The organism is Epilithonimonas sp. 33E (assembly GCF_059372615.1).
The window spans coordinates 1,932,085-1,952,716 of sequence record NZ_CM182009.1; the positions used below are offsets into that span (position 1 = coordinate 1,932,085).

A 20,632-nucleotide genomic window follows, 5' to 3' on the forward strand; every position below is an offset into this window, starting at 1 on the left:
TTCTTTAATCGTTTTACAATACAAATGTATAATGGTTAAATCTCACCTGATACAATTCAATTTTCAAAAATGTGTGCTATATTAACATTAAATTAATGTTAACAACAAAATTATGATAATTTAAAACATGTAATATTAATTCCCTAACTTTGTTGCATGAAACATTATAATCCGGTTTTAGAATCTGTAAGTCCTGATGTAGGCAGTAGTTTTACTTGTCTCAGATATTTGAGAAATGAAAATATCAAGACCAATTTCTGGCATTTTCATCCTGAGATCGAGCTGATCTATGTGTACAAAGGTTCGGGTAAAAGACAGATTGGAAGTAACATTTCGTACTTCACAGATGGTGATTTGATTCTAATTGGCAGCAATCTTCCGCATTGTGGAATGACGAATGAAAATACCAAGAATGAGTATGAAGTGGTGATACAGTTTTCTAAGGATTTTCTGGGTGTAGAATTTTGGAAAGCAACGGAAATGAGCAGAATTCTTTCTTTATTGGAAAAAGCAAAAAGCGGAATTGTTTTTGGCGAAAAAACGAAAAAAGCTCTTAAATCCAAAATTGATGCTCTTACCGAATCACACTCTCTGACCAAACTTCTTTTTTTGATTGAAATTCTTGACGAATTATCCCAAACCCAGGATTATAAAATCCTGAATGCATCCAAATATTACCTCCAGACTCAGAAAGAAGATAATGACCGGATCAGTGTGATTTTCAATTATGTGAAAGATCATTTTAAGGAACAGATTCCGCTGGAAACTGTCGCTGAATTATCCAACATGACGGTGCCTTCTTTTTGCCGCTATTTCAAGAAAATAACGAACAAAACCTTCACTCAGTTTGTGAATGAATACAGAATCACACATTCTCTGAAACTCTTGGCAGAACAACCGATGAGTATCACAGAAGTTTGTTTTGACAGCGGATTTAATAATTTTAGTTACTTTAATAAAACTTTTAAAGAGCATACACAGAAAAGTCCGTCACAGTATCGGAAAGAGTTTAGTAATATTTTGGCTTAGGATTAAGAAATTACCTCAAAATAGTTTCTCATCTCCTCCATTGTTCCCAAACTAATCCTTGTCCACTTCCCTTTTTCTTCATAAGTTTTGCCGCCAAGGATCTTTGCATCTTTCAGTTTTTTGAAATAATCACCTTTGTAATTGTCCAACGAAAAATATACAAAATTAGCAGAAGACGGAATGGTTTTAATTCCCCTTTTTCTAAATTCTGAAATTGTAAAATCTTTAGATTTCTGATTGTTATCCAAAACTTTGGAAATAAAGATCTCATCTTCCATTGCTGCAATTGCGCCCGCCATTGTTACAACACTGATTTCCGCACCACTCCAGCTTTGTAGTTTTTTCAGGTTTTCAATCATTTTTGTATGACCAATTGCATAACCTAACCTTGCACCGGCAAAACCATAAAGTTTGGAAAATGTTCTCGTCACAACCAGATTATTATATTGATTCACCAGATCGCCCAAGGATTTTTGATTCGTAAATTCGATGTAAGCTTCATCTATTAAAATCGTAATGTTATCAGGAATTGATTGGATGAAACTTTCAATTTCCTGTCTTGAAAGTAAATCTCCCGTTGGATTATTCGGATTGCAGATATAGATGAGCTTCGTATCTTTCCGGATCGATTTTCTCATCGCTTCCAAATCGATTTTCTTTTGCCCGGTCAACGGAATAACCGATTTTGACATTCCCAAAAACCCGGCAATCGATTCAAAAATCGTAAACGAAGGATTGGGAATAATGAAATGGCCTTTGTCTAAGGAAACATATTTTGTAATTAATTCCAACAGAAAAGACGATCCTGCTGAAACCAGGATATTCTCTTTCTTAAGCCCATTTTTCTCCGCTAATTTTTCACATAAAATATCTGCAAAACGGAAATCATACATCGACGAAAAACCAAGGCTTTTCTGCATCGCTTCCAAAGCTTTTGGCGAAGTTCCGAATGGATTTTCATTAAAGCAAAGCCTTATGACATCAGCATTTTGGCTGATTTCTTTATAATTTGGAATTTCTTTAGCTAGAATTTCTAAAGGTGAAAATACCAAAGCTGTTCCGCCAAGAATTGCAGTTTTCAGCCAGTCTCTTCTATTGGTTGTCATATCGGAAATTATTTCCCCGAATTTAACCATTTTATCGTTAACCAAATACGACTTTAAATAGTTATTAATTCCTAATTAATCAAAACAACTTTATAATTACTCAACTTCCCAAGCTTATTCACAGACCTTACAACAATTGTTGACAGTTTCTTTCCGTTAGATTCTGAGGCTATATTTTTACTGATGATTTCCGGTGAGAGAATTTCCGTTTGCCAATTATTACCGTATTTTTGATAAATAACATAAGACAATGCTTCAGATTCTTTGTTCCAGGTCACTGTGATATTATTGGACTGTTTTTTCCAGGTTACATCTAATTCCGGTAATTCTTTAGAAGTAAGCCAGGTTGTTTCAGGAAACAAAGCTTTTTCTTTATAAGAATTGGCTTTCAACTCTTGCTGCATAGAATAATTTTTACTGATTCCGGCAATACTCCAATGTACTGCTCCTGCATCTTTCTTCAGAATTTGACGGGATACATCTATTTGTCCGGCAATTTCAGCAACGGGATTTGGTGATTTTATAGCAACAGTATTAAGACCAGGCCAAAGATGACGACCTTTTATATTCTCTTCACTCCACCATTGCAAAAGAAGTGGAAAACTCTGTCCTGAAGATTCAATCGGCCAATATAATTGAGGCGTGAAATAGTCAATCCAACCCTGATTCAGCCAAAGTTTTGCATCAGCATATAATTCATCATATTGAGAAGATCCTTTGATACCTGCAGGAAAACCGGGCTTCCAAATCCCAAAAGGGCTGATTCCGAATTTAACATCATTTTTCTGAGCTTTGATTTCGTCATAGATCCGCTTCACAAATTTGTTCACATTTGCTCGTCTCCAATCCGCTCTGGACAATGTTCCGCCAGATTGCTGGTAAACCGACCAGGATTTGTAATCCGGAAAATCTTTTCCACCGTTATATTCGGCATAAGGATAAAAATAATCATCAAAATGAATTCCGTCCACATCATATCTTGAAACGATATCTTTGACCACTTTTGACGCTTGTTCCTGTGTTCTGTCATCAGCCGGGTCAAACCAATACATTCCGTTTTTCAGCTTAACGATATTGTCCGGTGATTTTTTTACCATTGATTCTGATGTGATTTGTCCACCGTTGGAATGATGCGCACGAAACGGATTGAGCCAGGCATGAAATTCCAGACCACGTTTGTGAGATTCTTCAATCCAAAATTCCAAAGGATCATATTCAGGATAAGGCGCTGTACCAATTTGTCCTGTCAAAAAATAAGACCAGGGTTCGTGTGGGCTTTTGTACAAAGCATCTGCCGATGGACGAATTTGCAATATCACAGCATTGAAGTTAAGATCTGCTAAAAGATTCAGTAATTGAATAGCTTCCTGCTTTTGCTGTTCAACAGACAAATTATTCTTCGAAGGCCAGTTGATGTTAGCAACCGACGCAATCCACGCACCTCTGAATTCTCTTTTAATTTCAGGTAAAGTAATTGTTGGAGGCTGAGTAAAAGGTTTTGGAGTTGGAGTTTTAATTTCTGTCTTTACAACAGGCTTCTTAACTCCTGATTTTGGAGTTGATTTTTTAGTTTTTGTAGCACAAGAAACCACAAAAGCGGCCAATATTAATATTTGGAAAAATGATAATCTAAAACGCATAGTTTGCAAAACTAAACGATAATATCAGAAATACAAAAAAGCATCCGAATAATAGGATGCTTTTTATAATTTGTTAACTTTTTTATTCGAAAATAATGGTTTTGTTACCGTCAATGAAAACTTTGTCTTCGAAAACTAATTTAAGTGCATTTGCCAGAACAATTCTTTCAACATCTTTTCCCATTTTAGCCAGATCTTTAGCAGTTTTGGAATGACTGACTTTGATAATATCCTGATAGATAATAGGACCTTCATCCAAATCATTCGTTACAAAATGTGCTGTTGCTCCGATGATTTTAACGCCTCTTTCAAATGCCTGTTTATAAGGGTTTGCGCCAATGAAAGCCGGTAAAAACGAATGGTGAATATTAATAATTTTTCCTTCAAAATCTTTTACAAAATCAGGAGAAAGGATTCTCATAAACTTCGCCAGAACAAGATAATCGTAGTTGTAATTTTGAAGAACTGTTTTGATTTTTTCTTCGTGCTCTTCTCTCGTGATATTTTCTGCCGGGATATAAGTAAAAGGAATATTGAATTTCTCCGTCAATTCTCTCAGGTTTTCATAATTTCCAATAACCGCCAGAATATTGAAATTAAGGTCTTTGAATTGATTTCTTATTAATAAGTCGGCTAAACAATGATGTTCTTTTGTCACCAAAACCACTACATTTTTAGATTGATTTTGGCTTAATTCGATTGAGCAATCACCTAATTGTTTTTTGAGCTGTTCAATAACTTTTTCGGGTTCGGCAATTCCGGCAACTTCGGTTCTCATAAAGAATTGGGACTTTTCATTATCAACGAATTCGTCATTCTTGATAATATTGAGCCCGTTTTCCAAAAGGATTTCAGAGATTCTGTAAACCAGACCTTTTTCGTCTTTGCAGGTGATTTTTATGGTGAATTGATTCATAGTGTTTTTGTGTTTAAATTCAAAAAAGTCCTCAAAATTGAGGACTTTAATAAGTTATAAGATTAAGCTTTCGCCTGTCTTTCCAATCTTTTTCTTTCTTCTTCGGAAAGAATTTTCTTTCTCATTCTGATGAAGTTTGGTGTAACTTCAATCGCTTCGTCGGCCTGGATATATTCCATACATTCTTCCAGAGAGAACAGGATTTTCGGTGCAACACCAGTATCTTTATCTTTTCCGGCTGCACGCATATTGTTCAGCTGTTTAGCTTCTACAATATTTACAACCAAATCTCCCGGTTTATTTTGTTCACCTACAATCATACCTGTATAGATCTCTTCACCCGGATCCACAAAGAACTTACCTCTATCCTGTAGTTTGTTGATAGAATATTCTGTAGCCGGACCAGTTCCTTTACTTACTAATACACCATTATTTCTTCCAGGGATAGCACCTTTGAAAGGCTTGTATTCTGTGAAACGGTGTGCCATAATCGCTTCACCGGCAGTAGCTGTCAACATTTGAGAACGTAATCCTATTAGACCTCTGGAAGGAATTTCGAATTCCATATGTTGCATTTCACCTTTAGTTTCCATAATGTGAAGGTCACCTTTTCTCTGAGTTGCCAAGTCGATAACTCTGGAAGCAAATTCTTCCGGAACGTCAACTACCAAAGATTCGTATGGTTCTAATTTCTGACCATTTTCATCTTCTTTCAAGATAACCTGAGGCTGACCAATTGTCATTTCATAACCTTCTCTTCTCATGGTTTCAATTAAAACCGATAAGTGAAGAATACCTCTACCAAAAACTAAGAAAGTGTTTGCATCATCAGTTTGTTGAACTCTCAATGCCAAGTTTTTCTCTAATTCTTTTGTTAATCTTTCTTTTAAGTGGTTAGAAGTTACATACTTACCATCTTTACCGAAGAAAGGCGAATTGTTGATAGAAAACGTCATATTCAACGTCGGCTCATCAATCGCTGTTCTTTCCAATGGCTCAGGATTTTCCAGGTCAACAAAAGAATCTCCAATCTGGAAAGCATCGAAACCTACTACAGCACAGATATCTCCGGCACCTACTTCTGTTACTTTTTTCTTTCCAAGACCTTCGAAAACGTAAAGTTCTTTAACTTTTCCTTTCACAATTTTTCCGTCCGCTTGCGCCAAACCAATCCATTGTGATTCTTTGATCTCACCTCTTGTTACTTTACCAATCGCAATTCTTCCCAAGAAAGAAGAGAAATCTAATGAAGTAATCTGCATCTGAAGGTTCCCTTCAGTTACTTTTGGTTCTGGAACATATTGTAAAATCCCGTCTAATAATGGGAAAATATTATCTGTTTGTTCTAACGAAGTGTTGAACCAGCCTTGCTTTGATGAACCGTAGAACGTTGGGAAATCCAACTGCTCTTCCGTTGCATCCAGGTTGAAGAACAAGTCAAAAACCTGATCGTGAACTTCATCCGGACGACAGTTTGGCTTGTCCACTTTGTTAATAACAACCAATGGTCTAAGCCCCAATTCCAAAGCTTTTTGAAGTACGAATCTTGTCTGCGGCATTGGTCCTTCGAACGCATCCACCAACAAAATTACACCATCGGCCATCTTAAGAACTCTTTCAACCTCACCACCAAAATCGGCGTGACCAGGCGTGTCGATAACGTTAATTTTAACGTCTTTGTAATTAACAGAGATGTTTTTTGAAAGAATCGTAATCCCTCTTTCTCTCTCCAGATCATTGTTATCCATAATCAATTCACCACTCTCCTGATTCTCTCTGAAGATGTTGGTTGCATGAATAATCTTATCAACCAAAGTTGTTTTACCGTGGTCAACGTGTGCGATAATCGCTATATTTCTAATGTTTTGCATATCCATTTTTTACGCGTGCAAATGTAGTGAAATTTTATGGGAAGAGGAACTTAGATTCAATTATTTTTAAAAATAAGGCTAAATAATTAACATCTGATTAAAGCTTTGTTAATCAGAAGATTAATTTAAAGGCTTTTCAAGATTTCTTTTCCATTAACGGATTGCGTGAAAATCAGGTAATGATTTCCACCGTCATTCAGTTTATATTTTTTCTTGATTTCTTCCGGCTTCAAAGGATAATTTTTGGAAATCAAATTATAATTTCCTCTTTTCTTCAAATCTTTTACGTCAATTTTTTCTATTTCTAACACTCTTCCAGGAAAATTTTCAATTTTGTTTTCTGAAGTATAAAAATGAGTATTTGGATGCAGTTTTTTCAAGCCAAATTTTTCTGAAATGATATTAAACGCTCCCGCTTTCAGAATCGAGTTGTTTGGAATATAAAGAAATTTCAAACTTTCCGAGAATTTTGACTTTGCCGATTTTTCATCATTGAAATTGAAAGAAAATTCGGGTTCATCAGATTCCAAATTTATACAACGAATTGAAACATCCTGCAGCTCGCAACTTACATCTGATTTCTCGATAATTAACAAAAGTTCTTTCACTTCATTCTTAACCGCAATAATTTGAATTTCAGTAATATTTTTTAATTCCGAAATGAGATAAGAAATATCAATTAATGGCGATAGTTTGACAATAGTTTTATCTGAAATTAATTTTAATTTTTCTTCAATTTTCAAGAGATTCGGGGATAAATCTTCAAGCAGGAATTTCTTTTTGTTTTGCTGATCTCTTCTTGCTGGATCGAGATATACCAAATCAAAATTAGTAAAATTGTCAGTCTGAGGTTCTCGAAGACTTTCTAAGAATGTTTCCAGATTTTCATTGATGAAATTTGCTTTTCTGTGTAATATTTTCCAGTTATGCTCAACTATGGAAATCAATTCCGGATTTTGCTCTATTAAGGTAACTTCATCAAAATTCTTCGATAAAAAATAAGCATCAATCCCCAATCCGCAAGTTAAATCAAGAAAAGATTTTCCTTTAAGATTTTGAGCTTTGTATTCTGCGGTTGATTGAGATGAAGCTTGCTCAAGATTGAGATTTGGAGGGAAAATGATTCCTTCTTTTGCAAGGAATGGAAATTTCTTTTCTGCTATTTTTCTGCCTTTGATTTGTTGTACAATTTGCTGTATCGAAATATCTGGAAACGGCGATTTTTTCAGCAATAATTTAGTTAAATCTGAATTAAGATTTTGATTGATATAGTTTTGAATATCAGAATTAATTAGTTTTGAAAAATCCATTAAATATTATTAAGCTGATTTCATATTTTCTCCATCTTTGGAATGCAATCTTCTAAAAACAAATCCTGAAAGTATGGTAAGAAAACCTACAATCAGAAACGTGTATCGGAATGCATTGTGTGTTTCGTTGTGGATGAAGGAAGTATCACCCTCGAAAAGCTTCAGGACAATCAATCCGAAAGAGATTCCAAATCCAACCGCAAACTGCTGATTAACAGAAACCAAAGAATTTCCGCTACTGGTATGATAGGTTCTGAGGTCAGCAATGGAAATGGTGTTCATAGATGTAAACTGAATTGAGTTGAAAAATCCCACTATCAAAAGAATAGGTACAAACCAATAAATCGAACTATTGACATCCGGAATCGCCAGACAACAAATCAAAACCCCGATGATAAACGTGTTGGTCATCAACGTTTTACGATAACCGAATCTATCTAATATCCCAATGACAAAAGATTTTCCAAACATGGCCGTGAGAGCCATTGGTGCTACAATCCAACCCGATGTTAGTGCCGATTGGCCGTAGGAAATCTGTATCATTAGCGGAACCAAAAGCGGAACAGAGCTGATTCCCAACCTTGTTGCCAGATTGCCTAAAATCCCAACCCGAAATGTGCGAACCTGGAAAAGATTAAGTGGAAAAATAGGATTGTTATCAGTTTTAGCATGTTTGTAATAATAAAACAGCATTAGAAAACCCAACATCAAAATCAATAAAATCGGGGTAATATTTTTAGTATTCCCCAGCAATTCCAAAGAAATGGAAAGCAAAAGAGAAGCTGCTGCAAAAATCAGGAAGCCTTTCAGATCAAAATCGATAACTGGAGATTTGTAATTGGGCATACATCTGATACTCAACAAGATTCCTAAAATCCCGATGGGGATGTTGATTAGAAAAATCCAATGCCAGGAAAGATAATCCACAATGTAACCACCAATCACAGGTCCGAGAATCGGTCCTATCAATGCAGGAACAATAGCATAATTCATCGCTTTCAGCAATTCGCTTTTATCAAAAGTTTTAATCAATGCCAATTTTCCCACAGGCGTCATCAGACTACCACCAACACCTTGAATGACCCTGGAAATAACTAATTGTGTGAGGTTTTGTGATAACGAACAAAATAATGAGCCAAGAGAAAATAATACCAAAGACAAAATGAAAACTTTCTTGGTACCAAATTTATCTGCCAAAAAACCGCTTACCGGCATAAACAAAGCCAAAGTCAACACATAACTCACAATTGCATTCTGCATATTGAGTGGCGATTCCTGCAAATCCCGCGCAATTGAAGGTAAAGATGTATTGAGAATTGTAGAATCCAGCATCTGCATAAAAATAGCAGTTGCCAAGATAAATGGCAATATCTTTTTGACTGAATCCGAAGTATTGATCTGGCTCATAATTTCAAAATAAAAAATCCGCTTTTAGCGGACCTAAATTTATACCAAAGGTTCTTGCTGGCTCAAACAATGGAAACTTCCCAATCCCCAAATAATGTCGGTAGAATCGATTCCCACAACTTTCCTGTCAGGAAAACATTTTTGGATAATTTCCAAAGCCACTGCATCTTTCTCACATCGGTAAGTCGGAACAATGACTGACTTGTTAGCGATGTAAAAATTGGCGTACGATGCAGGTAATCTTTGTCCGTCACAATAAACCGGGTCTGGCATTGGTAGTTGAATGATGTTCAGCTTTTCGCCATTCAACAAGGTCATTTCCTGAAGCTGACGAAGATTGGTTTGGAGAATCTCATAATTATCATCTTCATGATTATCTTCGATAACGGTGAGAACTGTATTTTCATTCACAAATCTTATGGTGTCATCAACGTGACCATCTGTATCATCGCCAACAATTCCGTCATCAACCCAAAGAACCTGTTTCTGTCCGTAATATTTTTTCAGAAACTCTTCCACTTCTTCCTGTGATAGATGCGGATTTCTGTTTTTATTGAGCAAACAGGACTTTGAAGTTAAAACGGTTCCGGCACCATTAAACTCGACTGAACCGCCTTCCATAATAATTCCTGGGTAAAGAACCGGCAGTCCTTTTTCTTCAGCAATTTTGGTCGGAATTACATCATCCAGTTCGAATGGTGGATATTTTCCTCCCCACGCATTGAAACCCCAATCAACGATAATTTTTTGAGGTTCTTCTCCATTTTTATTCACTAAAAATGCCGGTCCGTGATCCCTGCACCATGCATCATTGGTTTCGTGGAAATAGAATTCGACTTTGGAAATATCCGCTCCTGCTTTTGAAATATGTTCCATTGCGAAAGCCTGCATTTCCTGATCTTTTACATTGATGCAAACAAATTCGCCCTTTGTCAATTCAGCAATGAATTGTGCGTAAGCAGGATAAATCAAATCGATTCTTTCCGGCCAGGATTCTTCTTTGTGAGGCCAGGAAAGCCAAGTTGCTTCGTGTTCTTCCCATTCTGCTGGGAAAGTATATCCATTTTCTAACGGATTAAAATTTTTATCTATAACCATTAATCCTCGTCAATAAAACGTTTTGTAATCGGCGAATAAGTTTCAATTCTTCGGTCTCTTAGAAAAGGCCAATGCTTTCTCATGTAATCGGTTTGAGCCAGGTCAACTTCTGTGACAACCACTTCTTCCTTATCGTGAGAACCAAGATATAAAAGCTTTCCTTGAGCATTGGTTACAAAGCTTCCACCCCAGAATTTCATAGCACCATCTTGCTCAAAGCCTACTCTATTTACAGAAACGACAGGAACTCCGTTGGCAACTGCATGAGAACGTTGGATTGTCTGCCAAGCATTATATTGGTCTTGATTGGTTTCTTCATCCTGGTCTGTTGCCCAGCCTATAGCCGTTGGATAGAACATAATATCAGCACCCATTAAAGCAGTAATTCTCGACGCTTCCGGATACCATTGGTCCCAACAAATCAACACGCCGACTTTTCCAAATTTGGTAAGAAAAACTTTATACCCTAAATCTCCAGGTGTGAAATAGAATTTCTCATAAAATGCTGGGTCATCAGGAATGTGCATTTTGCGGTATTTTCCAAGATAAGTTCCATCTGCATCAATAACAGCTGTTGTATTATGGTAAAGACCTTGTGCTCTTTTTTCGAATAACGAAGCAATAATCACAACACCCAGTTCTTTTGCAACTGGCGATAATGCCTCTGTTGAAGGGCCAGGAATTGGTTCTGCCAGCTCAAAATTATCGTAATCTTCTACATCACAAAAATATAGTGATGTGAAAAGTTCCTGTAAACAAACAATCTGAGCACCTTTAGCAGCCGCTTCTTTTATTTTTTCAATGGCTTTATTCAGATTGGTTTGCTTATCGGCAACACAAGACATCTGAACTGTTCCAATTTTCACTTTTGACATTCTAAAAATTTTTACAAAAATACTAAGAATCTAGGGAATCAAAAATTCAACCAAAAAATTTACATTAATATTTCAAAAAAAATAATTTAATCATGAATGTTTTCTATGAATTATAACCATGAAAATCCCTTAATAAATTTTACCTTTGCACCAAGTTAAAATACACCAGAATTATGATGAATTATCATACCAGAAAATGGATAAAACCGGAAGACCTTAATCCAAATCATTCACTTTTCGGAGGTAGGCTTCTCCAATGGATTGATGAAGAAGCGGCGCTTTATGCAATTATCCAGTTAGAAAATTCAAGGGCAGTAACAAAGTATATCTCTGAGATCAATTTTGTAAGTTCTGCTAAACAAGGCGATATTATAGAAATTGGGATCGAAGCTGTGGAATTTGGCAGAACCTCTTTGACACTAAGATGCGAAGTAAGAAATAAAATGACGCATCAAAAAATCATTACGATTGACAAATTAGTTTTTGTAGCGCTTGGCGAAGATGGATTGCCAAAGCCACACGGTAAAACAAAAATCGAATATGTAGCTGACAGATTATATGTTAAAAATACTGACTCGGAATTGTAATAGAATCTAAAAACAGATTCTATTTTTTTGTCCAAAAATTAAACGCAGTCAAATCATCTCTTCCAAAAATTTTAATTAAATTCGTGAAATTTTAAAAGTTTGAAATGAAAAGAATTCTCTTATCAGCTTTTGCTTTGTCATCAGTAATGACATTCGCTCAGCAATACGGAGGAATGTGGATTCCGACAGAAGTTAATGAAAAAGAAATGAAAGAACTCGGGATGAAAATTTCTGCCAAAGATATTTTTGATCCGACTAAAGCAAGTATTAAGGATGCTGTAGTCCAATTCGATGGTGGTTGTACTGCGGAAATCATTTCGGGAAAAGGACTGTTATTAACCAATCACCACTGTGGCTATGATAATATTCAATCTCATTCTACTGTCGAAAACGACCTGCTCACAAATGGTTTCTGGGCAAAAGACATGAATGGAGAATTGCCAAATCCCGGTGTGACCGTTGATTTCATTACCGATATCAAGGAAGTTACAAAAGATATACTTGCCGGGACAGACAATCTTTCAGGCGCTGATCTTTCAAAAAAAATCAATGACAACATCGATGCTTACAAAAAAGCGCAGAAAATAGAATCCTATCAGACGATTTCCGTAAGGCCGATGTATTATGGTAGCAAGTATTATGCTTTTGTTATAGAAACGTACAAAGACATCCGTCTGGTAGGTGCTCCACCTTCTTCTATCGGAAAATATGGTTCTGACACGGACAATTGGGTTTGGCCAAGGCACACAGGAGATTTCTCGATGTTTAGAATCTACGCCGATAAAAACAACAAACCGGCAGAATATTCCAAAGATAATATTCCTTACACGCCGAAACATTTTTTACCAATTTCTATCAAAGATAAAAAAGAAGATGATTTCACTTTCGTATTTGGATTTCCGGGTAGAACAACCGAATATCTTCCTGCTATTGCTGTAGAAAAAATAATGCTGGAGACAGATCCTGCAATGATCGCAGTTCGTGATATTGCTCTCAAAACACTGGATGAAAAAATGAGAGTGGATCCTGCAACAAAAATTAAATATGCTTCAAAATATGCAAGAGTAGCCAACTATTGGAAAAAATGGATCGGAGAAGTGGAAGGCCTTAAAAAGTCCAATGCTGTTGAGAAGAAAAAGCAATACGAGCAGATGCTGATCTCTAAAAACCCGGGAATCAAAACAACCATTGATCAGCTAACTCAAAAATATAATGAACAAGCGCCTTACAATCTTCACAGAGCTTATTATTCTGAGATTGTAAGAAATTCGGACACCTTTACACTTGCAGGGCTTTTAAACAACTATATCCAGAGCTATGAATCCGGAAAAATGGATACTAAAAATATTGATGCTCTAAAAGCAAGACTAGCAGATATTTACAAAGACTATGATGCAGAACTGGACGCAAAAGTTACTGCCAAGATCCTTGCATTATACGCAAATAAAACTGAAGCCAAATTTCTTCCGAAAGATTTCGACCAATTGAAAAATGAGACCAGAAATCTCGGAATGATGGACAATGTGTCTAAAATCTCGATGATCACAGGAAGAACAAAAGACGATAATAATGTCGCCAAAAATATGGATAAGCTTTTTGCTGATCAAAAAACATTGGTTGAAAATCTAAAAAAAGATCCGTTGATTCAAATGTTTGGAGCCTTCAAAACGTCTTATCTTGAAACTACAGATAAGCAGGTTACTGCGCTGCAGACTGATATAGATGCTTTGCAGAAGAAATTCATGGCGCAACAAATGGAGACGGATAAAGACAGAAAGTTTTTTCCGGATGCAAACTCTACTTTACGGGTAACTTATGGCAAGGTAAAGGGCTCCAATCCAAGAGATGCCGTAACTTATGGTTATCAAACGCATCTTGCGGGCGTAATGGAAAAATATATTCCCGGAGATTATGAATTTGATCTGCCAAAAAAACTAATCAATCTTTATAATACCAAAGATTATGGAATCTATAAAGATAAAACAGGCGATGTTCCGGTGAATTTTACAGCTACCAATCATACTACCGGCGGAAACTCCGGAAGTCCCGCTTTGGATGCTAACGGAAACCTGATTGGGCTTAACTTTGACAGACAATGGGAAGGAACAATGAGCGACATCAATTATGATCCTAGATTATGCAGAAACATCATGGTTGATACCAAATATATTCTTTTCGTAATTGATAAATATGCAGATGCAAAATGGTTAATCAACGAAATGAAAATCGTTAAATAATCATTTTAATTAAATATAAGAAACGCCAAAGTTGATGCTTTGGCGTTTTTTTTAGATCATTCAAATATCAAATACAAAAGGAGACTTCCTGATATATTCCTCATTTTCAATTTCATTTGAAATAAACTCAGCTAAACTGGAGGCACTCACAGATCTTCCTTTGCAATCTTCAATCGATGCTCCAATTTTGGAAATTACATCTGTCTGTACAATCAAAGGAAGCCTGAGAACGGTCCAATCCAAATTACTTTTTGATAAAATCTCATATTCTTTTTGCTTATCAGAAGTAGTTTCCTGGTAGTTTTCATGCATCCATTTTGTAGCTGCAATTACACTTTCATTTTTACTATCAAAAGGTGAATTTACACTTAATCCTGTTACTAAGATATAACGACCTTTTTCACTACTAAAAGCTTTAATAATATTAGAAGTAGCATCGCTAAAAATCGTTTTTTCGCCTTTTGGCTGTCCAAGAGCGCTGATAACCAAATCACAATTTTCTATTAACTTTTCAATTGAATCATAATCTCTTGCGTCCCCTTTTATAATTTTTATTAAGGGATTTTGGATTTGAAAATTTTCTGGATTTCTGAGTAATAATTTGACCTGATAATTACGTTCAAGAAGTTTTGAAAGAATATATTTCCCGGCTTTTCCGGTTGCTCCGATAAGAGCTATTTTAGGATTTTTCATTTTTTTGTTTTATAAATTTTTGACATAAAGAATTAGATTCTTATACAGAAAAGAATCTTTTCAGGATATTCCTGAGCCTTGATTTTATTTATAAAACAATTTTGATGTGTTAAAGATACAATATTTTCACTTTTCGCAATCACATTTTTGTCTTCTGTGCCGTTTCAGATCATTATCCCAAAACGGATAGAGCTTGATTGCCATATAAAAATCAGCATTGTGGAGCTGTTTTTGTTTGAACAATATTGGAAACACATTTTCGCTTCCGAGAATCAATGGACCGATTCTGAAATAGCCACCAAACTGAAAATTTTTATATTCGGACAAAGTTGTAGAAATTCCGTAGCCCAAAAATGCTTTTTGAACGGAATAATTAGCATTGAAAACATTATTTCGCTTTACCGAATTTTCAAAAACCGGAACTCTTTGGATCCAATTGAAGTTGATAAAATGATTTTCCTTAATTCTTTGACTGTAATTGAAGTTAATGCTAGTTGGCAACCCGATTCTAAAACCGTAGCCTGCAAAGGATTTGTTCTCGTCGCCGTACGCTTCCCGACTCAGTAATTTCAGATATTCTTCAGGATTTTCAAATACTTGGTTTTCAAGATTGGGGTTGTTTTGTAGCCAGACCGTATTACCATTGACAAAAGCATGGTTAATTCCCTGCTTAAAATTAACATAACCAAGATCAACAATATCAAATGAAAGTTTATAATTATATTCGTCTTCCCGCAAGCCCTTGTCTATAACAGTTATTCCGAGATCCAGACCTAAACCTGTTCCGTTTTGTTTATATTCGTAACGATTGGTTTCAAAATTATAATTAGTGACATAACTTGCCGTGATATCATAATCCGATGCATATATGTTTTTTTTCTCAGGATCTTCTCCTGCAGCAGGCTCTGTTGTGGTTAGTTTTATATTCTGATGATTGATGATATTAGCCGCATCCAAACCTATTTCATATTTTAAGTTCACACCAAGAATCCATTGTTTATCGGAATAGGGAAAAATTCTGGTGGCTGCGTTAAGGCCAATTTCGTTCCAGTTCATAACCTGTGTTGCAAACGGATGCATCTCATACAAAAGAGGTTGGGAAATCATTTTGTTACTAAATCGTAAATAATTATCAAAATCCAAAACCGAAGCCTGAGTTCTCAAACGGCTGAATAATCCAAATACATACTTTTTATCATTGATGTTTGCAGACAGCGAAAAAGATGGGCCAAGTATATCAGAATTAAAAAGAAAATTGGCATTATCCTTATTGTAAAAATCAAGAACATTAGGCTGATTTTCGCCGCTTATGCCTCGCTTTGGACTAGCTGTTTTTATTGACGTATTTAACAAACCCAAAATACTTTGCTGAGAGATATAAGCATAATTATTCTGAAAAAAAACATCAGTTGAGATCAAATTAGAGTCCCATGGATTAGGATTAAGATAAGGTTGCGTTGGTGATAATACTGCAGAATTGATTCCGCTATAATTATCATTGATGAATGTAAAATTATTTTGAGCCGTAATAGTAATAGTACAGAAAATTAGTAACCAAAAACAATATTGTCTCAACATTTACAGCTAAATAAATAATTAACTAATTTATTGCTAAAATATTGTTTGAAATAAAAATAATAATCAATATTAATTTTTGAATTAATTTTTTTTTCATCAGCCATTTAAAATATACAAAATTTCACGAAACCGTCACCCCGAAAAGATGCCCTATCAAAGCGGTAATTCCCATGGCAACCGTTCCCCAGAAACAGATTCTCAGAACGGCAATTCCGATTTTTGAACCGCCTGTTTTTGCTGAAATGGCTCCTAAAATCATTAAGAAAATGATAGAAAATCCATACTGAAAATAAACCATTTGTTTAATCGGAGCTAAAAGTGAAACCGCAAAAGGCAGCAATGCGCCCAAAGCAAACGAACCGAATGATGCAAACGCAGCCTGCAAAGGTTTTGCCTGTGTTATTTCATTGATTCCCAACTCATCATGAGCGTGCGCAGCCAAAGCATCGTGCTCCGTAAGTTCGGTAGCTACTTTCAAAGCGGTTTCTTTACTTACACCGCGTCTCTCGTAGATCTTTGCCAATTCTCTCAACTCCACTTCCGGCATTTCTTCAAGCTCACGTTTTTCTCTTAAAAGATCAGCTTTTTCGGTGTCTTCCTGTGAACTTACCGACACATATTCTCCTGCTGCCATAGACATCGCTCCGGCGATCATTCCTGCTAAAGCGGCAAGAATAATGGTATTTCTGTCGGGATTGGCTGCAGCAACACCTATTACGATGCTTGTGGTAGACAATAATCCGTCATTTGCACCTAAAACCGCAGCACGAAGCCAGCCGACCCTATTCACATAATGTTTTTCCAATTGATGATGCATAAGCTTTATTTTTTTATTAAAAAATGACTTGCCAAACATCTTTAGCAAGTCAAATTTAAAATGATTTTATTTAAATCTCAAATTCAGGGAAATAATATCAGACTTCATTCCCACGGATTTCGTGTAATGTCCGTATCTGATTTCCAGCATATTCAGCCTTTCAACACCAAATAAACCGTTCTTCGGAGTTATTCTGATTCCTGCCCCGTAAAAATTACTGCTGAATTTTGAAAGATCATAATTACTGGTATAAAAATCATCAAAAGCCGTGTGCTCTTGATAAGGTGCAAAATATTTAGCTGCAGTCTGAGAATAATACCTGTAAAACGGGCTTACCGAAATAAAAGGTGAAATTTTTACCGGTGTTTCCAGGCTGAAAGTATTGGATTTCAAGCCCCAATCGTCGGTATAATAACGATAATACGCTCTCAGAATCACTTTGTCCCCGGGGAAATAATTCGCTCTTACTCCCAAAGGAATTTTAAACCTTTTATCCGGCAAAGCTTCCTGATGAACTGAATTGTCCGTAAAGTAAACACGATGGAAAGGCAAACTTAAATATCCTGTCTGCTGAACGCCGTCTGCCAAAAATTCAACCTGAAAATTCTGATTAATGATCTGCGAATAAGAAAGTGACAGCGCAAAAGTATTTCTTCCGCTGGTTCCGTAGTTTTCGTGTTCTCCTCCGGTGCTTCCATTTGTTCTGAGTTCAATCGGAGCAATCAGCTTTACCTGATCCAGATAAGCCTGGAATTTCGCCGTAAACTCTCCCATTCTGTTCTTGGTTTTTTGCGAAAACCCGATGTTTGCACCATAAGATGCATAATCAAATTCAAAAGAGGTAGAAACACCCGCCATTAAAGTCGTTCCTTTTTCAGTATTCTCACGGCTCCAGCTTAATGCAGGATAAATTCTGTTGTCTGCGTGGGAAGCTGATGAATTGGCTTTCAGATCGATCATATCCGACGAAGCGGAAGTATAATGATCGATCCCGACACTAAGATCGAATTTATTTTTCCTGTCTTTCTTGTCGTATTTTACCATAGTTACATCGATGGTATTGGAAATATCGGTCAGTTTTTCCGTCCCGATTCCTCCCGTCACTGCGGAATTGTTTCCGTTTTGTTTATAATAGCTTGAAACTAAATTAGCTTCATCAAAAGTCAGTTTTTTAGGCTGTTCATTGTTTGTGTTTTCCTGTGCTTTTGCGTTGAAAATTCCGAAAAGAGCAATAACACTTACGATCAATTTTTTCATTTTTGAATCACAATTAAATTTTACGATTACTCTTTTTAATTACATCCACAACCACCGCCAACTTTTCCGGCATTTGCGCCCGAAGATCCTTCTCTGTAGGACTGAAAGCTCAGTTCGGTTTTTTCTATTGTGCGGTTTCCGAGAACCATTTCGGCATCGTTCAATTTATTTTTTTCGTACTCTTTTACGGTTGTGCAGGACTGTACCGAAGCTACTGTGATCAGTAAGCAAGCTGATATTTTTATAAGGTTTTTCATTTTAAAGATGTTTTTAGAATTCTTATTTTGAATCCTGAAATTCAGATAGAGATTCTTCACTTCATTTTATTTCGTTCAGAATGACAAAGCATTTCATTTTAAATTAATGTTTTGAGATGAATAAATTTTGTACTGATCATCAATAATGATGCATTCCAGATGATTGATCTGGTTGATCATATTAAGCGCCGCATCGATTCCCATAATGCTTACGGGAGTTGCCATTGCATCGGCAATTTCTGCGTTGGGACAAAAGATCGTAACACTTTTCACGCCCGAAACAGGCATTCCTGTTTTGGGATTAATGGTATGAGAATATTTTTTACCGTTGATCATAACGAATTTTTCATAATTTCCGGAAGTTGCAACCGCCATATTGGTGATATTCATATACGAAAACGGTTGTTTTGCATTGTCGGGATCTGCAATTCCGACAGTCCAGGGCTTTCCGTCTGCCTGATTTCCCCACGTCGTTAGATCGCCTGAAGCATTCACAATTCCGGAAGTTACCCCTCTGCTTTGAAGGATCTGTTTTGCCATTTCTGCAGCGTAACCCTTCCCTATTCCACCGAAACCAATACGCATTCCTTTTTCTTTCAGGAAAACTGTTTGATTGTGATGGTCAAGAATGATGTTATGATAATTAACCAGTTTCAGATGTTTTTTGATCAGTTCAGGATCAGGAAGCTGTTGCATCTGCCGGTCAAAATTCCAGAAGCTTTTGTCGATTCCACCGTAAGAAATATCAAAATATCCGTCTGTAATTTTACTGATTCTCAAACTTCTTTCAATTAAACCAAAGATTTCCCCATCTACTTTCACAGGCTTTATGCCTGCATTTTTATTGATAAGATGGGTTTGGCTTTCGTCGTTGAAAGTAGTTAAAAGTCTTTCAATCCTCCGAATTTCGTCAATAGCTGCATCAATATGCTGATTAGCCAAATTTTCATTGTCACTTACAACGGTAATTTCAAAAGCGTTCCCCATTAATTTCTGAGGTCTTTTGAACTCTCTCAACATATGATCTTATTTATTTTGGTTTTCTCTAATGTTCCGTACTTCTTTGGTGAAAGCTAAAGCATTTTCAGATGGAAGTCCCTCCCAGCTTTTCAAAACCTTTCCCTCCGAATTCAATAAAAGGGTGTAAGGAAAAAGTCCTTTCGGATTATATCGATCAGCAAGCGATGCATTTTCTTTTTTCAATTCCGGAGAAAGCTGATTCTTTTTGTTTCTTGGAAAATCTGCATTGATGTAAACAGCGATATTTTCTGTTTCCAGCTTTTTAAATTCATCGGTTTCAATGATATTCTTATGAAGTTTGATGCATGGAATACACCAATCTGAACCTGAAAAGTTCAGTAAAATAAGTTCTTTATTTTGGGACGCCAGTTTTTTGGCACTTTCCCAACGACTCTGCGCGTGAATGCCAACAGAGAATACAACCATTAATATGGCTGAAAATAGTGTTTTCATTATTTAATTTTTATAATGATTTTAGAGAATAATGATGTTGTTTGATTGTAGATCAATCAAATTAAATAGATTATATGGACAAAGATTTCGGTGGTTCCCAGACCGATCCTGTAAATCCTTTGTAACAAAAATCTTCATCTTTTGAAGGAATTTTATGAGATTGTAATGGTCTGAAACTTTCAGCCTTTGCTTCAAAACAAAAGCCTGGGTGAATCGTGAATATCAAAGTTAATGGTGCTGAATGAATTACAAACGGCAGTTTCTGATCTTTGCCATAGTCTCCGTCTTTAACGGGATTTTCATAATGGGTTTTCAGAAACGCTGTAAGAGACATTTCCGGATTCAACTTTTTGTGTTCCCAATAATGTTCTATCAAAGTCGGAATTTTCAACAGCTGATATACTTCAGTTGTTGAAATTAAATACAGTGACAATAACAGTATGGAAATCAATTTTTTCACAAATCAAAATTATAAAATATT

The 20,632-nt window shown here is 36.0% G+C and carries 19 protein-coding genes; 3 read left to right on the forward strand and 16 right to left on the reverse strand.

Annotation, left to right across the window (positions count from 1 at the left end; genetic code table 11):
- The first annotated feature begins 156 nt into the window (after nt 1-156).
- Complete coding sequence (locus AC5P2S_RS08895; protein ID WP_283415412.1) at nt 157-1,029, forward strand: AraC family transcriptional regulator; 873 nt, start codon at nt 157-159, stop codon at nt 1,027-1,029.
- A gap of 2 nt (nt 1,030-1,031) precedes the next feature.
- On the opposite strand, the gene AC5P2S_RS08900 is transcribed toward AC5P2S_RS08895, so the two are convergent.
- From AC5P2S_RS08900 to AC5P2S_RS08935, 8 genes are all read right to left on the reverse strand, one after another.
- Entirely contained in the window at nt 1,032-2,165 is a 1,134-nt protein-coding gene (locus AC5P2S_RS08900; RefSeq protein ID WP_494554671.1) for a pyridoxal phosphate-dependent aminotransferase, read from the reverse strand.
- A gap of 41 nt (nt 2,166-2,206) precedes the next feature.
- Nucleotides 2,207-3,775 (reverse strand): glycoside hydrolase family 10-like protein, encoded by a 1,569-nt coding sequence (locus tag AC5P2S_RS08905; RefSeq protein WP_494554672.1) that lies wholly within the window; start codon nt 3,773-3,775, stop codon nt 2,207-2,209.
- 82 nt (nt 3,776-3,857) lie between these two features.
- Nucleotides 3,858-4,691 carry a formyltetrahydrofolate deformylase gene (gene purU, locus AC5P2S_RS08910; protein ID WP_494554673.1) on the reverse strand — a complete coding sequence of 278 codons (834 nt, stop codon included), beginning with the start codon at nt 4,689-4,691 and terminating at the stop codon, nt 3,858-3,860.
- A 62-nt stretch (nt 4,692-4,753) separates the two neighbouring features.
- Complete coding sequence (typA, locus tag AC5P2S_RS08915; RefSeq protein WP_494554674.1) at nt 4,754-6,562, reverse strand: translational GTPase TypA; 1,809 nt, start codon at nt 6,560-6,562, stop codon at nt 4,754-4,756.
- 125 nt (nt 6,563-6,687) lie between these two features.
- Nucleotides 6,688-7,872, reverse strand: a complete 1,185-nt coding sequence (locus AC5P2S_RS08920) for a class I SAM-dependent methyltransferase (RefSeq protein WP_494554675.1) — start codon at nt 7,870-7,872, stop codon at nt 6,688-6,690.
- A gap of 9 nt (nt 7,873-7,881) precedes the next feature.
- Nucleotides 7,882-9,279: an MFS transporter gene (locus tag AC5P2S_RS08925; protein ID WP_494554676.1), complete on the reverse strand. Its 1,398-nt coding sequence runs from the start codon at nt 9,277-9,279 to the stop codon at nt 7,882-7,884.
- Between the two features lie 39 nt (nt 9,280-9,318).
- The gene (locus AC5P2S_RS08930; protein ID WP_494554677.1) at nt 9,319-10,377 is read right to left on the reverse strand and encodes an agmatine deiminase family protein; all 1,059 of its coding nucleotides are present in this window, start codon (nt 10,375-10,377) and stop codon (nt 9,319-9,321) included.
- Complete coding sequence (locus AC5P2S_RS08935) at nt 10,377-11,252, reverse strand: carbon-nitrogen hydrolase (protein ID WP_494554678.1); 876 nt, start codon at nt 11,250-11,252, stop codon at nt 10,377-10,379. Before AC5P2S_RS08935 ends, AC5P2S_RS08930 begins: the two co-directional genes overlap by 1 nt.
- A gap of 176 nt (nt 11,253-11,428) precedes the next feature.
- On the opposite strand from AC5P2S_RS08935, the gene AC5P2S_RS08940 reads away from it, so the two are divergent.
- Both AC5P2S_RS08940 and AC5P2S_RS08945 read left to right on the forward strand, forming a co-directional pair.
- Complete coding sequence (locus AC5P2S_RS08940; protein WP_283415530.1) at nt 11,429-11,839, forward strand: acyl-CoA thioesterase; 411 nt, start codon at nt 11,429-11,431, stop codon at nt 11,837-11,839.
- Nucleotides 11,840-11,943: 104 nt separating this feature from the next.
- The gene (locus AC5P2S_RS08945; RefSeq protein ID WP_494554679.1) at nt 11,944-14,076 is read left to right on the forward strand and encodes a S46 family peptidase; all 2,133 of its coding nucleotides are present in this window, start codon (nt 11,944-11,946) and stop codon (nt 14,074-14,076) included.
- Nucleotides 14,077-14,136: 60 nt separating this feature from the next.
- On the opposite strand, the gene AC5P2S_RS08950 is transcribed toward AC5P2S_RS08945, so the two are convergent.
- The 8 genes from AC5P2S_RS08950 to AC5P2S_RS08985 form a co-directional block, all read right to left on the reverse strand.
- Nucleotides 14,137-14,769 carry an NAD(P)-dependent oxidoreductase gene (locus AC5P2S_RS08950; protein WP_494554680.1) on the reverse strand — a complete coding sequence of 211 codons (633 nt, stop codon included), beginning with the start codon at nt 14,767-14,769 and terminating at the stop codon, nt 14,137-14,139.
- Between the two features lie 126 nt (nt 14,770-14,895).
- Nucleotides 14,896-16,347, reverse strand: coding sequence for a hypothetical protein (locus AC5P2S_RS08955; RefSeq protein ID WP_494554681.1), 1,452 nt, complete (start codon nt 16,345-16,347; stop codon nt 14,896-14,898).
- A 121-nt stretch (nt 16,348-16,468) separates the two neighbouring features.
- Entirely contained in the window at nt 16,469-17,164 is a 696-nt protein-coding gene (locus AC5P2S_RS08960; protein ID WP_002978596.1) for a VIT1/CCC1 transporter family protein, read from the reverse strand.
- A 66-nt stretch (nt 17,165-17,230) separates the two neighbouring features.
- Entirely contained in the window at nt 17,231-18,421 is a 1,191-nt protein-coding gene (locus tag AC5P2S_RS08965; RefSeq protein WP_494554682.1) for a DUF3570 domain-containing protein, read from the reverse strand.
- 35 nt (nt 18,422-18,456) lie between these two features.
- Nucleotides 18,457-18,678, reverse strand: a complete 222-nt coding sequence (locus tag AC5P2S_RS08970) for a DUF4266 domain-containing protein (protein WP_300228990.1) — start codon at nt 18,676-18,678, stop codon at nt 18,457-18,459.
- A 93-nt stretch (nt 18,679-18,771) separates the two neighbouring features.
- Nucleotides 18,772-19,698 carry an FAD:protein FMN transferase gene (locus tag AC5P2S_RS08975; protein WP_494554683.1) on the reverse strand — a complete coding sequence of 309 codons (927 nt, stop codon included), beginning with the start codon at nt 19,696-19,698 and terminating at the stop codon, nt 18,772-18,774.
- A 6-nt stretch (nt 19,699-19,704) separates the two neighbouring features.
- Nucleotides 19,705-20,151, reverse strand: coding sequence for a thioredoxin family protein (locus AC5P2S_RS08980; protein WP_494554684.1), 447 nt, complete (start codon nt 20,149-20,151; stop codon nt 19,705-19,707).
- 70 nt (nt 20,152-20,221) lie between these two features.
- Nucleotides 20,222-20,611, reverse strand: a complete 390-nt coding sequence (locus AC5P2S_RS08985) for a hypothetical protein (protein ID WP_240581666.1) — start codon at nt 20,609-20,611, stop codon at nt 20,222-20,224.
- Between the last annotated feature and the right edge of the window lie 21 nt (nt 20,612-20,632).

Excerpts from the sequence above, each read along its gene's own strand:
- AC5P2S_RS08965 (WP_494554682.1), bottom strand. The coding sequence starts at position 18,421 with ATGAAAAAATTGATCGTAAGTGTTATTGCTCTTTTCGGAATTTTCAAC.
- AC5P2S_RS08940 (WP_283415530.1), top strand. The coding sequence starts at position 11,429 with ATGAATTATCATACCAGAAAATGGATAAAACCGGAAGACCTTAATCCA.
- purU (WP_494554673.1), bottom strand. The coding sequence starts at position 4,691 with ATGAATCAATTCACCATAAAAATCACCTGCAAAGACGAAAAAGGTCTG.
- AC5P2S_RS08945 (WP_494554679.1), top strand. The coding sequence starts at position 11,944 with ATGAAAAGAATTCTCTTATCAGCTTTTGCTTTGTCATCAGTAATGACA.
- AC5P2S_RS08950 (WP_494554680.1), bottom strand. The coding sequence starts at position 14,769 with ATGAAAAATCCTAAAATAGCTCTTATCGGAGCAACCGGAAAAGCCGGG.
- AC5P2S_RS08960 (WP_002978596.1), bottom strand. The coding sequence starts at position 17,164 with ATGCATCATCAATTGGAAAAACATTATGTGAATAGGGTCGGCTGGCTT.
- typA (WP_494554674.1), bottom strand. The coding sequence starts at position 6,562 with ATGCAAAACATTAGAAATATAGCGATTATCGCACACGTTGACCACGGT.
- AC5P2S_RS08955 (WP_494554681.1), bottom strand. The coding sequence starts at position 16,347 with ATGTTGAGACAATATTGTTTTTGGTTACTAATTTTCTGTACTATTACT.
- AC5P2S_RS08935 (WP_494554678.1), bottom strand. The coding sequence starts at position 11,252 with ATGTCAAAAGTGAAAATTGGAACAGTTCAGATGTCTTGTGTTGCCGAT.
- AC5P2S_RS08975 (WP_494554683.1), bottom strand. The coding sequence starts at position 19,698 with ATGTTGAGAGAGTTCAAAAGACCTCAGAAATTAATGGGGAACGCTTTT.
- AC5P2S_RS08980 (WP_494554684.1), bottom strand. The coding sequence starts at position 20,151 with ATGAAAACACTATTTTCAGCCATATTAATGGTTGTATTCTCTGTTGGC.
- AC5P2S_RS08925 (WP_494554676.1), bottom strand. The coding sequence starts at position 9,279 with ATGAGCCAGATCAATACTTCGGATTCAGTCAAAAAGATATTGCCATTT.
- AC5P2S_RS08900 (WP_494554671.1), bottom strand. The coding sequence starts at position 2,165 with ATGGTTAAATTCGGGGAAATAATTTCCGATATGACAACCAATAGAAGA.
- AC5P2S_RS08920 (WP_494554675.1), bottom strand. The coding sequence starts at position 7,872 with ATGGATTTTTCAAAACTAATTAATTCTGATATTCAAAACTATATCAAT.
- AC5P2S_RS08905 (WP_494554672.1), bottom strand. The coding sequence starts at position 3,775 with ATGCGTTTTAGATTATCATTTTTCCAAATATTAATATTGGCCGCTTTT.
- AC5P2S_RS08930 (WP_494554677.1), bottom strand. The coding sequence starts at position 10,377 with ATGGTTATAGATAAAAATTTTAATCCGTTAGAAAATGGATATACTTTC.
- AC5P2S_RS08895 (WP_283415412.1), top strand. The coding sequence starts at position 157 with ATGAAACATTATAATCCGGTTTTAGAATCTGTAAGTCCTGATGTAGGC.
- AC5P2S_RS08970 (WP_300228990.1), bottom strand. The coding sequence starts at position 18,678 with ATGAAAAACCTTATAAAAATATCAGCTTGCTTACTGATCACAGTAGCT.